At 59.7% G+C, this 11,457-nt stretch carries 14 protein-coding genes; 7 read left to right on the top strand and 7 right to left on the bottom strand.

Annotated elements, in window-relative coordinates:
* Nucleotides 1-41: 41 nt before the first annotated feature.
* The 7 genes from ACQ4WL_RS15135 to rsgA all read left to right on the top strand — a co-directional run bounded on the left by ACQ4WL_RS15135 (nt 42) and on the right by rsgA (nt 5,551).
* Entirely contained in the window at nt 42-428 is a 387-nt protein-coding gene (locus ACQ4WL_RS15135; protein WP_436510490.1) for a DUF350 domain-containing protein, read from the top strand.
* A gap of 28 nt (nt 429-456) precedes the next feature.
* Nucleotides 457-1,491 carry an SPFH domain-containing protein gene (locus ACQ4WL_RS15130; protein WP_436510489.1) on the top strand — a complete coding sequence of 345 codons (1,035 nt, stop codon included), beginning with the start codon at nt 457-459 and terminating at the stop codon, nt 1,489-1,491.
* 21 nt (nt 1,492-1,512) lie between these two features.
* Nucleotides 1,513-2,976, top strand: a complete 1,464-nt coding sequence (locus tag ACQ4WL_RS15125) for a DUF4178 domain-containing protein (protein ID WP_436510488.1) — start codon at nt 1,513-1,515, stop codon at nt 2,974-2,976.
* The gene (locus ACQ4WL_RS15120; RefSeq protein ID WP_170840580.1) at nt 2,973-3,146 is read left to right on the top strand and encodes a hypothetical protein; all 174 of its coding nucleotides are present in this window, start codon (nt 2,973-2,975) and stop codon (nt 3,144-3,146) included. Before ACQ4WL_RS15125 ends, ACQ4WL_RS15120 begins: the two co-directional genes overlap by 4 nt.
* Nucleotides 3,147-3,148: 2 nt before the next feature.
* Entirely contained in the window at nt 3,149-3,514 is a 366-nt protein-coding gene (gene speD, locus ACQ4WL_RS15115) for an adenosylmethionine decarboxylase (RefSeq protein WP_436510487.1), read from the top strand.
* A 69-nt stretch (nt 3,515-3,583) separates the two neighbouring features.
* Nucleotides 3,584-4,138: a hypothetical protein gene (locus ACQ4WL_RS15110; RefSeq protein ID WP_436510486.1), complete on the top strand. Its 555-nt coding sequence runs from the start codon at nt 3,584-3,586 to the stop codon at nt 4,136-4,138.
* A gap of 348 nt (nt 4,139-4,486) precedes the next feature.
* Entirely contained in the window at nt 4,487-5,551 is a 1,065-nt protein-coding gene (gene rsgA / locus ACQ4WL_RS15105) for a ribosome small subunit-dependent GTPase A (RefSeq protein ID WP_436510485.1), read from the top strand.
* A gap of 75 nt (nt 5,552-5,626) precedes the next feature.
* Here rsgA and ACQ4WL_RS15100 read toward each other — a convergent pair whose 3' ends face one another.
* The 7 genes from ACQ4WL_RS15100 to atpE form a co-directional block, all read right to left on the bottom strand.
* Nucleotides 5,627-6,046: a F0F1 ATP synthase subunit epsilon gene (locus tag ACQ4WL_RS15100; RefSeq protein WP_065307860.1), complete on the bottom strand. Its 420-nt coding sequence runs from the start codon at nt 6,044-6,046 to the stop codon at nt 5,627-5,629.
* A 62-nt stretch (nt 6,047-6,108) separates the two neighbouring features.
* Complete coding sequence (gene atpD / locus ACQ4WL_RS15095) at nt 6,109-7,509, bottom strand: F0F1 ATP synthase subunit beta (protein WP_071080005.1); 1,401 nt, start codon at nt 7,507-7,509, stop codon at nt 6,109-6,111.
* A gap of 29 nt (nt 7,510-7,538) precedes the next feature.
* The gene (atpG, locus tag ACQ4WL_RS15090) at nt 7,539-8,414 is read right to left on the bottom strand and encodes a F0F1 ATP synthase subunit gamma (RefSeq protein WP_436510484.1); all 876 of its coding nucleotides are present in this window, start codon (nt 8,412-8,414) and stop codon (nt 7,539-7,541) included.
* Between the two features lie 62 nt (nt 8,415-8,476).
* Nucleotides 8,477-10,018 carry a F0F1 ATP synthase subunit alpha gene (gene atpA, locus ACQ4WL_RS15085; RefSeq protein WP_071080007.1) on the bottom strand — a complete coding sequence of 514 codons (1,542 nt, stop codon included), beginning with the start codon at nt 10,016-10,018 and terminating at the stop codon, nt 8,477-8,479.
* Between the two features lie 78 nt (nt 10,019-10,096).
* Nucleotides 10,097-10,642, bottom strand: coding sequence for a F0F1 ATP synthase subunit delta (locus tag ACQ4WL_RS15080; RefSeq protein WP_071080008.1), 546 nt, complete (start codon nt 10,640-10,642; stop codon nt 10,097-10,099).
* Nucleotides 10,643-10,644: 2 nt separating this feature from the next.
* Complete coding sequence (locus tag ACQ4WL_RS15075; protein ID WP_096232952.1) at nt 10,645-11,115, bottom strand: F0F1 ATP synthase subunit B; 471 nt, start codon at nt 11,113-11,115, stop codon at nt 10,645-10,647.
* Between the two features lie 43 nt (nt 11,116-11,158).
* Nucleotides 11,159-11,440 carry a F0F1 ATP synthase subunit C gene (atpE, locus tag ACQ4WL_RS15070; RefSeq protein WP_010393790.1) on the bottom strand — a complete coding sequence of 94 codons (282 nt, stop codon included), beginning with the start codon at nt 11,438-11,440 and terminating at the stop codon, nt 11,159-11,161.
* Nucleotides 11,441-11,457 lie beyond the last annotated feature (17 nt).

Genomic DNA, 11,457 nt, shown 5'->3' with positions numbered 1-11,457 from the left:
ATATGCGTTGACGTTATCAAATACTCATTGCGAGGAAAGCCGTGCCCGCCATCCTAAACTATCTGATCCATCTTTTACTGGCCGCCGGGCTGTTGATTGTATTTTTTATCATCTACACGCGCGTCACGCCGTATAAGGAAGTGCTGCTGATTCGCCAGGGCAACCAGGCGGCGGCCCTGTCGCTGGGCGGCGCGCTGCTGGGCTTTTCCGCCACCATCGCCTCGTCCCTGATGCACACGGCCGACTACCAGCAATTCTTCGCCTGGGCCTTTGGCGCCATGGTGGTGCAATTGCTCGCCTATGTGGTCACCACGCGCCTGCTGCGCATGTCGAAGGACCAGATCGAATCGAACAACAGCGCCTTCGGCGGCCTGCTGGCCGCCATTTCCCTGTCGATCGGCGCCATCAACGCCGCCTGCATTTCCTGACGTTTTACCTCATTCAAGGATATCCATCATGAGCCTCGGCAGCTTTATCAAGAAGCAGTTTATCGACGTACTGCAGTGGAACGAAGAAACGGAAGGCGTGCTGGCCTGGCGCTTTCCCATGCAGGATTTCGAGATCCAGAACGGCGCCATCCTGAATGTGCGCGAATCGCAGGTCGCCGTCTTCGTCAATGAAGGCAGGATCGCCGACGTCTTCGGTCCCGGCACGCACAAGCTGACGACGCAGACGTTACCCCTGCTGACCAACCTGAAAAACTGGGACAAGCTGTTCGATTCGCCCTTCAAGTCGGACGTGTATTACTTCAGCACCCGCGTGCAGACTGGCCGCAAGTGGGGCACGCCGCAGCCGATCACCATCCGCGACAAGGATTTCGACATGATACGCGTGCGCGCCTTCGGCATGTACTCGTACCGCATCGCCGATGCCCGCACCTTCTTTACCGAGATCAGCGGCACGCGCGAAGTCTATACGCGCGACGAGGTGGAAGATCAATTGCGCGGCATTTTGATGTCGAGCATGGCCAGCTCGCTGGGCGGCGCGAATGTTCCCTTCCTCGACATGGCGGCCAACCAGGCGCTGATGGCGCAAGAGGTCAAGGATGGCCTGGTGCAGGCGTTTGCCCGCTATGGCGTGGGCCTCGATGAATTCAACGTGGCCAGCATCAGCCTGCCCGAGGAATTGCAGGCGGCGCTCGACGAGCGCATCTCGGCCGGCATGAAGGGTGGCCTGGGCGCCGACAAGATGAGCGGCTACACCAAATTCCAGGTCGCCAACGCCATCCCGCTGGCGGCGCAGAACGAAGGCGGCATGGCCGGCATCGGCGCGGGCCTGGGCGCCGGGCTGTCGATCGGCCAGGTGATGGCACAAAGCATGGGCGGTGCGCTGCAGCAGCAGGCACCGGCTCCGGCGGCGCCACCGGCGCCAAGCGAGGAGCCGATCGAGGCACGCCTGGAAAAGCTCAAGGGTCTGCTCGACAAGGGTCTCATTTCACCGGCCGACTACGACGGCGCCAAGGCTGAACTGCTGAAAAAACTGATCGGCTAAATATTAGCGAAATACGACTGCATGCAAACTGTTTCCTGTCCCAGCTGCGGCGCGGAAGTCCGCTTCCGCTCGCACGCTTCCGTGCTCGCCGTGTGCGACTACTGCCACAGCACCATCCTCAAGGACGCCGATTCCGTCAGGGACATGGGCAAGATGTCGGCCGTCCTGGAAGACTATACACCGATCCAGATCGGCACGGCCGGCGTACACGACGGCCTGCACTTCACCGTCGTCGGGCGCATCCAGCAGCGCTACAGCGCCGGCACGTGGAACGAGTGGTATCTGCTGTTCGACGACGCCAGCACGGCGTGGCTGGGCGACTCGTCCGGCCTGTACACGCTGACGCGTGAGCGCGCGACGCAAGACGCCCTGCCCGTCTTTGGCGAGCTGGCGCCGGGCAAGCGCTATACGCTCTGCGGCGAGCCGTACACGGCGGCCGAGATCCGCAACGCCGAGTGCATCGCCGGCCAGGGAGAATTGCCATTCAAGGTGGGCGCCGGCTGGCGCATCCAGGTGGCAGACTTGCGCAACTACGCCAGCTTTGTCACGCTCGACTACACGGATGGCCCGCAACCGGTCGTCTACCAGGGCGTTGCCGTCACCCTGAACAGTTTGAAATGCCAGCTGCTGCGCGACGACGACGCCATCGCCAAGAGCGCCGGCAAGTACCGCGGCAAGCTCGATGCGCTCGACTGCCCTTCCTGCGGCAGCGGCATCAAGTACGTCCCTGGCGCGGCGGCGCAGCTGGTGTGCCCCGCCTGCCACGCGCAGCTCGACGCCAGCGGAGCGGAAGCGCAGGTGCTGGCCATCGGCAAGCAGGTGCACGACAATGCCGACATCACGCTGGAACTGGGTGCCAGCGCAAAGATCAGCAATGCCGACTTTACGGTGATCGGCATGATGCGCCGCGCCGACGACGAGGGCAGCGAGTGGAACGAATACCTGTTGTACAACGCGCGCGCCGGCTTCTTCTGGCTGGTGGAAACGGACGACGGCTGGTCGCGCTCCAACGTACTGCCGAACTGGCCCAACTGGGCCTCGCTGGACGCCGATACCTGCACGCTCGATGGCGCCACTTACCGCAAACTGTATGACTACGGCTCGCAGGTGGTGTATGCGGCGGGTGCGTTCAACTGGAAAGTGGCCGTCGGCGACAGCACGCGCGTGTTTGAATTCGAACAGGGACAAACAAAACTGGCGGCGGAAATCACCGGCGAGGAAATGACCTGGTCGCGCTCCGTACCCGTCGCCTATGACCAGATGGCCGCCTGGTTCGGTGCCGCCTTCCATGGCGGTGCCAAGGTGCAGAATATCCAGCTGAGCCACCGCGGCATCGCCAAGGTCTTCATCGTCATCGTGCTGGTCTTGAATGCGATCCCGATGTTTGTCTCGTTTTCCAGTACCTTGATGTGGAGTTTGCTGGGCTGCCTGGCGCTGTTCCTGCCGGCCGTTTTTCTCGACAAGAATACAAAGAATCCCCCATGAGTAAATACGTGATCTATGCCTTGATGGTGACCTTCAGTGTCACGGCCGCCAACTGGGTACGCATGTTCAAGGTGGCGGGCAGTGGCAGCGGCGGCAGCAGCTGGAGTTCGCGCACGGGCAGCGGCGGCGGCAGCTATGGCGGCGGCTCCAGCGGCGGCAGCCACAAATAAGCATGACTGCCACACCGCATCTGCCCCTGGGTACCCATCTGCTGGCCGACTTGTCGGGCATCGCGCCGGACTGCCTGCGCGACTGCGCCGCGCTCGAACGCCTGCTGCGCGACGCGGCCGTCGCGGCCGGCGCGCAGGTACTACACGGCCATTTCCACAGCTTTGGCCCGGGCCAGGGCATCACGGGCGTGCTGCTGCTGGCCGAGTCGCACATCTCGCTGCACACCTGGCCCGAAGTCGGCTTTGCCGCCGTGGATATCTTCATGTGCGGCGCGGCGCGGCCGCAACTGGCGCTCGACATCATCAAGGATGCGCTGCAGGCGGCGCACTGCCAGCTGCAATCCATGCGGCGCGCCCCGCCGGGGTAGGCCTGGCGTCGCTGGTGGATCGCGTGGGGATCGCTTACACTGTCGGCTCATATCCCAACCGTTACTCCCATGCGCCGTTCCGCCCTCCTCGCCCTGCCCCTGCTGCTGCTGGTTTCTGCCTGCGACGACTACACGGCGCCCAGCCTGTACCAGGCCACCACGCCCGAGTGCAAGACATGGACGGAAGGTTCGCGTTTCGATCTGCCGCGCGGTATCAGCGTGTATGCCACGCCCCCCGTCACCTTGAAGGAAGGCGGTACGGAGCTGGCACTGATTTTTACCTTGCCCGTCGGCACGCAAGCCAGCTTCACGCGCCTGTCCTTCCTGCTGGAAGAACCAAAACAAGCACCGTTTGCCGAAGCCAAGGTGCTGACCATCTACCAGCGCGGCATGAACCGGAAAGCGGAAATCGTCGACGTCATCGACACGCTGCCCATCATGTTTTCCGCCGTGGGTTCGAGCGCCGAGACGCAGTGGCGCTTGCGCCTGCAGCTGCCGCGCCAGCTGCCGCAGCGCTTTGATTTATCCATGCCCGACATGCTCGTCGGCGGCAAGCGCTACCCGGTGCGCACATTTACGTACCGTTATTTCCCCGAGCGCCAGGCTTACGGCATGTGCAGCTAATTCAACAATCGCGCCAACAATGTGTCGGATTACGCCCTGCGGGCCAATCCGACCTACGGCATGTGCAGCTAAGCCACACCGTCCATTGACGGCGGCGCATGCCAGTGGCACACTGGCGTTTTCCCTCACACCTCAGGAGTAGACAATATGCGCCATTCGGATACTGCCGTGTTGTCGGCTGCCTGATCACTGTTTTTCCCGGCTAAGACCCTTAGCCCGCTCTTCTTCATACGCGTGATCGCGTAGCCGACGTTCCCCTTCTTTCGTGCCAGTCATCGCGACTGGCGGTGCCTGCACGCGCAGGCTTCACGTCCGCACGCGGACGATAGAATTTGGAATCACGCTACCATGATCGCATTCGATTTTGCGCAACTACGCCTTATCGGGCTGCAGCAGGCCATCGCCGGCGCAGCCACCCAACTCAACGTATCTTCCCCCGCCGCGCAGCTGCTGCGCGTGAGCGCCGTGCACCGCGACAGCATCGGCGTGCACGATGGCATCCTGGAACAGCCGTCACGGATCCTGCCGCGCCTGCTGCACGAGCTGCAGGCGCAGGACACCATCCTTGCTGTGGGCGACTGGGTCGCCGCCGAACAGGATCCTCAGGGCACGCTGTGGATAAGGGAGTACTTATCCCCGGTCACGCAAATCGCCCGGCGCGGCAATGACGGCCGGCGCCAGGTACTCGCCAGCAATGTCGATACGGCCCTGCTGGTGATGGGACTGGATGGGGACTTCAACCCGCGCCGCCTGGAACGCTATCTGTCCATCGTGCTGGCGGCGCGAGTGATGCCCGTGGTGGTACTGAGCAAGGCCGACATGGCCGACGACGTGCCGGGCAAGCTGGCGCAACTGAAACACCGTCTGCCGTCGCACGTGCCGCTGTTTGCCATCGATACGCGCCATGCGTATGACGTGGCCATCCTGGAACCCTGGCTGGGCGCTGGCCAGACCCTGGTACTGCTCGGTTCATCGGGCGCCGGCAAGTCCAGCCTGACCAATACGCTGTGCGCGGCGCAGCAGGCAACCAACGGTGTGCGCCATGGCGATGGACGCGGACGGCATACGACGACGGCGCGTTCCTTGCACCTGTGCTCCAGCGGTGCCTGCATCATCGACACGCCGGGCTTACGCAGCTGGCGAGCCGATGCCGATGCGGAGACCTTGGCGGCCACGTTTGACGATATTGCGGCGCTCGCATCGACGTGCCAGTTCCGCGATTGCCAGCATGCCAGCGAACCAGGCTGCCAGGTGCGCGGCGCCGTCGATGCCGACCGCTTGCGCAATTATCACAAGCTGCTGCGCGACGCCCGGCGCATCGACGAGACGCCGCTCGAGCGCATTGCCGCGCGCGCCAAGTGGAAGACGATATTGAAGGCGGGACTGGAAAGGGGAAAGGACAAGCGCCGCTAATTTTTACTGAAATCAGTTTGCTGAAAAAAAAGGCAGCCCGAAGGCTGCCTTTTTGTTTTACTGCGTGCGAGCAAATTAATGCTTGCGCAGCTTCTGGATCGCTGCCAGCTGCGCAATCGCGCTGGCCAGCTCGGCTTGCGCTTGCGCGTAGTCGATGCCCGAATCCTTGTTGTGGATATTTTCTTCCGCCAACTTCTTCGCTTCCAGCGCTTTCGCTTCGTCGAGGTCGTGACCGCGGATCGCGGTATCGGCCAGGACGGTCACGGTGTCAGGTTGCACTTCCAGCAGACCGCCAGCAACGAAGACGAACTCTTCTTCAGCCTGACCGACTACCTTGATGCGGACCGCGCCCGGACGGATGCGGGTAATCAAAGGCGTGTGGCGTGGGTAGATACCCAGCTCGCCCTGCTCACCCGGCAACGCGACGAATTCTGCTTCGCCTGAAAAAATCAGTTCTTCAGCGGAAACCACGTCAACGTGAATTGTGTGTGCCATGTGTATCCTATCGGGTTGAAGAACCCCGCCGTGTAAAGGGCGGGGTTAGGCCCAGACTTAACTTAGTTAAGTTTCTTGGCTTTTTCGATTGCTTCTTCGATCGTGCCGACCATGTAGAACGCTTGTTCCGGCAGGTGATCGAGTTCGCCCGAAGCGATCATTTTGAAGCCCTTGATCGTGTCTTTGAGCGAAACGTATTTACCAGGCGCGCCGGTAAAGACTTCAGCGACGTGGAAAGGCTGCGACAGGAAACGCTGCATCTTACGTGCACGGGCGACCAGCAGTTTGTCTTCCGGTGCCAGCTCGTCCATGCCCAGAATCGCGATAATGTCGCGCAATTCTTTGTAGCGTTGCAGGGTCGTTTGCACGGCACGCGCGGTGTCATAGTGCTCTTGACCAACGATCAACGGATCGAGCTGACGCGAGGTCGAATCGAGTGGATCCACGGCTGGGTAGATACCCAGGGAAGCGATGTCACGCGACAGCGCAACGGTCGAATCCAAGTGAGCAAACGTGGTAGCAGGCGATGGATCGGTGTAATCATCGGCTGGAACGTAGACGGCCTGGATCGAGGTGATCGAACCGGTCTTGGTCGACGTGATACGCTCTTGCAGACGGCCCATTTCTTCAGCCAGGGTCGGTTGGTAACCCACAGCCGACGGCATACGGCCCAGCAGTGCCGAGACTTCGGTACCGGCCAGCGTAAAGCGGTAGATGTTGTCGACGAAGAACAGAACGTCCTTGCCTTCATCACGGAACGATTCAGCGATCGTCAGGCCGGTCAGCGCAACGCGCAGACGGTTACCTGGCGGTTCATTCATCTGACCGTAGACCATCGCTACTTTGGAGTTCTCTGGATTTTCCAGATCGACCACTTTCGCGTCAGCCATCTCGTGGTAGAAGTCGTTACCCTCACGCGTACGCTCACCCACACCGGCGAACACGGACACGCCGCTGTGCGCTTTGGCGATGTTGTTAATCAATTCCATCATGTTGACGGTCTTGCCTACGCCAGCGCCGCCGAACAGACCAACTTTACCGCCTTTTGCAAACGGGCAAACCAGATCGATCACCTTGATGCCGGTTTCCAGCAGTTCTTGCGATGGCGACAGTTCGTCGTATGCAGGAGCGGTGCGGTGGATCGACGCGACTTGCTCGTGCGACACTGGGCCGCATTCGTCGATCGGGTTGCCCAGCACGTCCATGATGCGACCCAGGGTTGCTTTACCGACTGGCACCATGATAGGTTTGCCGGTGTTCTGGATCATCATGCCGCGACGCAAGCCATCGGACGTGCCGAGTGCAATGGTACGGACAATGCCGTCGCCCAACTGCTGTTGTACTTCCAGGGTCAGTTCCGAGCCTGCCATCTTCAAGGCATCAAATACCTTAGGCATCGCGTTGCGGGGAAACTCAACGTCCACCACAGCGCCGATACACTGAACGATTTTGCCATCAGCCATGTTCGTTCCTTCAATATAGTTAAATTCGTTTAAACCGCAGCCGCACCGGCGACGATTTCGGAGAGTTCTTTGGTAATCGCAGCTTGGCGGGTCTTGTTGTAGATCAGCTTCAGTTCGCCGATCACACTACCCGCGTTGTCGCTTGCAGCTTTCATCGCGACCATCCGTGCCGATTGCTCGGACGCCAGATTCTCCGCGACTGCCTGGTACACCAGCGCTTCTACATAGCGCTCCAGCAATTCGTCGATGATGCTTTGCGCATCCGGCTCGTAGATGTAATCCCACGAGTGTGCGCTCTTGTCGGCGACCATCTTGTCAGCCGTCAGGGGCAGCAACTGTTCGACCACTGGTTCCTGCTTCATCGTGTTGATGAATTTGGTGTAGCACAGGTACACTGCGTCGAGCTTGCCTGCCTGGAACTCTTCGAGCATGACCTTGACAGGTCCGATCAATTTGTCCAGGTGGGGCGTATCACCGGTTTGAATGGCGTGCGCAATGATCTTGACGCCGATGCGATTCAAAAAACCCAAACCCTTGTTACCGATGGCAACTGCTTCAATCCGGTTGCCAGCTGCTTCCAGCTCGCGCGACTTCGACGTCACCTGGCGCAGGATGTTGGTGTTCATGCCGCCGCACAGACCCTTGTCGGTCGTGACAACGATGAAACCCACTGCCTTCGCTTGCGTACCCTGGGCAGCTGCCAGGAACGGGTGCGTGTATTCCGGATTGGCATTCGCCAGATTGGCGGCGATATTCCGAATCTTGTCACTATAGGGACGAGCGGCCCGCATCCGGTCTTGCGCCTTGCGCATTTTGGACGCGGCGACCATTTCCATCGCCTTGGTGATCTTCTTCGTATTCTCTACGCTCTTGATCTTGCCTCGTATCTCTTTGCTTGATGCCATGAGTCCTTACTCCTTCTGCGCGTAGGGCGGCGCCTCACTCGAGGTGGGCGCCGCCTGGCCGCTTAATATGCGCCGGATTTCTTGAAATCAGCAATGGCCGCCGACAGAGTTGCTTCGCTGTCTTTGTCGAGTTGCTTGGTTTCTTCGATCTTGGCCAGCAGAGCAGCTTGCTTGGTCTTCATGTAAGCGTGGACACCAGCTTCGAACGACAGCACTTGCTTGACTGGCACGTCGTCCATGAAGCCTTTGTTCACCGAGAACAGCGATACGGCCATCAGCGAGATCGACAGTGGCGAGTACTGGGCTTGCTTGAGCAATTCCGTCACGCGGGCACCACGGTCCAGCTGCTTGCGGGTCGACTCATCGAGGTCGGATGCGAACTGCGCAAACGCGGCCAATTCACGGTACTGCGCCAAGTCGGTACGGATACCACCGGACAGGTTTTTGATGACCTTGGTCTGGGCGGCGCCACCGACGCGCGATACGGAAATACCGGCGTTAATGGCAGGACGGATACCGGCGTTGAACAGCGAGGTTTCCAGGAAGATCTGACCGTCGGTAATCGAAATCACGTTGGTTGGAACGAATGCGGACACGTCGCCAGCTTGCGTTTCAATGATCGGCAGTGCCGTCAGGGAACCGGTCTTGCCTTTGACGGCGCCGTCGGTGAACTTCTCGACGTAGTCGGCGTTCACGCGTGCTGCGCGTTCCAGCAGGCGGCTGTGCAGGTAGAACACGTCGCCTGGGTACGCTTCGCGACCTGGTGGACGGCGCAGCAGCAGCGAGATTTGACGGTATGCAACAGCTTGTTTGGACAGATCATCGTAGACGATCAGTGCATCTTCACCGCGGTCACGGAAGTATTCGCCCATGGCGCAACCGGAGTACGGCGAGATGTATTGCATGGCGGCCGATTCCGAAGCGGAAGCGGCGACAACGATGGTGTATTCCATCGCGCCGTGCTGTTCCAGCGAGCGCACGATGTTCTTGATCGACGAGGCTTTTTGGCCAATCGCGACGTAGATACATTTCATGCCCTGGCCTTTTTGATTGATGATCGCATCAATCGCCACAGCCGACTTGCCGGTTTGACGGTCGCCGATGATCAGTTCGCGCTGGCCGCGGCCAACTGGAACCATCGCATCGATCGACTTCAGGCCGGTTTGCATTGGTTGCGAAACGGACTCACGGGCGATCACGCCCGGAGCGATTTTTTCAATCGCGGCCGTCAGTTTCGTGTCGATGGCGCCTTTGCCGTCGATTGGCTGACCCAGCGCGTTGACAACGCGGCCGAGCAGCTCAGGACCAATTGGCACTTCCAGAATGCGGCCGGTGCATTTCACCGTGTCGCCTTCGGAGATGTGCTCGTAGGCACCCAGAATCACGGAACCGACGGAGTCGCGTTCCAGATTCATTGCCAGGCCAAACGTGTTGCCTGGGAATTCCAGCATCTCGCCTTGCATCACGTCCGACAAACCGTGGATGCGGCAGATACCGTCGGCGACGGAAATAACCGTGCCTTGATTACGCACTTCAGCGCCGCCGTCAAGACCTTGGATCCGGCTCTTGATCAACTCGCTGATTTCAGATGGGTTGAGTTGCATACTAACTCCTAAAAGTGTTTCTCTCAGCTTGCGCGAGGGGTAAGGGTCTGTCTTAGCTGGCCTGCCGAAGCGCGTGTCTTACGACACCAGTGCAGCGTGCAGTTGCTGCAGCTTGGCGCGCACCGAGGTATCGAGCACTTGGTCGCCAACAACCACGCGCACGCCGCCGAGCAGCGATGGATCCACTGTGACGGCAGGGTTGAGCTTACGACTGAATTTCTTTTCCAGCGTTGCGACCAGCTCGGCCGTTTGGCCTTCGCTCAGATCGAAAGCGCTCGTGATCTCGGCGTCAGCCGCACCTTCCAGACCATTTTTCAAGGCATGGAATTGCGCGCCGATTTCCGGCAGCAGGCTGATGCGGCCATTTTCGATCAACAACGTGACGAAGTTTTTGACTTCTTCATTGAGCGGCGATTTCAACAACGACAGGATGGTGGCGGCGACGTCGCTTTCCGAAACTTTCGGATTGCGCGCGTACGCCTGTACCTCGGGGTGGCTACCGATCTGTGCCAGTTCGGACACCAGTTCGGACCACGCCGCGAGGTTGCTTGACTCCTTACCAGCTTGGGCTACGCGGAACAAAGCTTCCGCGTAGGGACGGGCGACGGTTGCGAGTTCTGCCATGATTACAGCTCGACAGCAAGACGCTGCAACATTTCGGCGTGAGCCGTAGCGTTGACTTCACGCTTCAAGATCTGCTCGGCACCCTTGACAGCCAGGTCAGCCACCTGAGCGCGCAATTGTTCGCGTGCTTTCGACAGTTGCTGTTCGGCGTCCGACTGGGCTTGCGCAATGATACGCGCAGCTTCAGCTTGTGCATTTTGCTTGATCTCTTCAGCAACCAGCTGCGCGCGCTTTTCAGCGTCCGCAACGCGTTGCGACGCTTCTTCACGTGCACTGTTCAATGCCTCTTGCGCACGCTTTTCAGCGACAGCCATCGAAGCCTGACCTTGATCGGCCGCAGCCAATCCATCCGCGATTCGTTTGGCACGCTCATCCAGCGCTGTGTTCAGCGCTGGAAATACGAACTTCATCGAGACCCAGACCAACACCGCGAAGGTGATCATCTGGCCGATGAGCGACATATTGATGTCCATACCTTTGCTCCTGACTAAAAGTTTCTCCTAGGATTGGAGCGAATTACTGAGCAACAGCAGCCATCAATGGAGCCAGGAACGGGTTAGCGAACGTGTACAGCAGAGCGATACCAACGCCGATCATCGAGATAGCATCCAGCAGACCAGCGATAACGAACAATTTGGTTTGCAGTTGTGGCATCAGTTCTGGTTGACGTGCCGAAGCTTCCAGGAATTTGCCACCCAGAATAGCGAAGCCCAGAGCGGTGCCGATTGCGGCCAGGCCGATGATGATTGCTGCTGCCAGAACGGTCATGCTTTGTACTTGTGCGATCAGAGCTTGCATAAAATTCTCCTAAATTT

This window comes from Janthinobacterium kochi (assembly GCF_051380715.1).
In the GTDB taxonomy this organism is placed as follows: domain Bacteria; phylum Pseudomonadota; class Gammaproteobacteria; order Burkholderiales; family Burkholderiaceae_D; genus Janthinobacterium.
Note: the sequence above shows the minus strand (reverse complement) of the source record. Positions and strands in the feature narration are given on the sequence as shown.

What these genes read in the sequence shown, in the direction of transcription:
- ACQ4WL_RS15130 (WP_436510489.1), top strand. Translation starts at nt 457, where the DNA reads ATGAGCCTCGGCAGCTTTATCAAGAAGCAGTTTATCGACGTACTGCAG.
- ACQ4WL_RS15125 (WP_436510488.1), top strand. Translation starts at nt 1,513, where the DNA reads ATGCAAACTGTTTCCTGTCCCAGCTGCGGCGCGGAAGTCCGCTTCCGC.
- ACQ4WL_RS15120 (WP_170840580.1), top strand. Translation starts at nt 2,973, where the DNA reads ATGAGTAAATACGTGATCTATGCCTTGATGGTGACCTTCAGTGTCACG.
- speD (WP_436510487.1), top strand. Translation starts at nt 3,149, where the DNA reads ATGACTGCCACACCGCATCTGCCCCTGGGTACCCATCTGCTGGCCGAC.
- ACQ4WL_RS15110 (WP_436510486.1), top strand. Translation starts at nt 3,584, where the DNA reads ATGCGCCGTTCCGCCCTCCTCGCCCTGCCCCTGCTGCTGCTGGTTTCT.
- rsgA (WP_436510485.1), top strand. Translation starts at nt 4,487, where the DNA reads ATGATCGCATTCGATTTTGCGCAACTACGCCTTATCGGGCTGCAGCAG.
- ACQ4WL_RS15100 (WP_065307860.1), bottom strand. Translation starts at nt 6,046, where the DNA reads ATGGCACACACAATTCACGTTGACGTGGTTTCCGCTGAAGAACTGATT.
- atpD (WP_071080005.1), bottom strand. Translation starts at nt 7,509, where the DNA reads ATGGCTGATGGCAAAATCGTTCAGTGTATCGGCGCTGTGGTGGACGTT.
- atpG (WP_436510484.1), bottom strand. Translation starts at nt 8,414, where the DNA reads ATGGCATCAAGCAAAGAGATACGAGGCAAGATCAAGAGCGTAGAGAAT.
- atpA (WP_071080007.1), bottom strand. Translation starts at nt 10,018, where the DNA reads ATGCAACTCAACCCATCTGAAATCAGCGAGTTGATCAAGAGCCGGATC.
- ACQ4WL_RS15080 (WP_071080008.1), bottom strand. Translation starts at nt 10,642, where the DNA reads ATGGCAGAACTCGCAACCGTCGCCCGTCCCTACGCGGAAGCTTTGTTC.
- ACQ4WL_RS15075 (WP_096232952.1), bottom strand. Translation starts at nt 11,115, where the DNA reads ATGGACATCAATATGTCGCTCATCGGCCAGATGATCACCTTCGCGGTG.
- atpE (WP_010393790.1), bottom strand. Translation starts at nt 11,440, where the DNA reads ATGCAAGCTCTGATCGCACAAGTACAAAGCATGACCGTTCTGGCAGCA.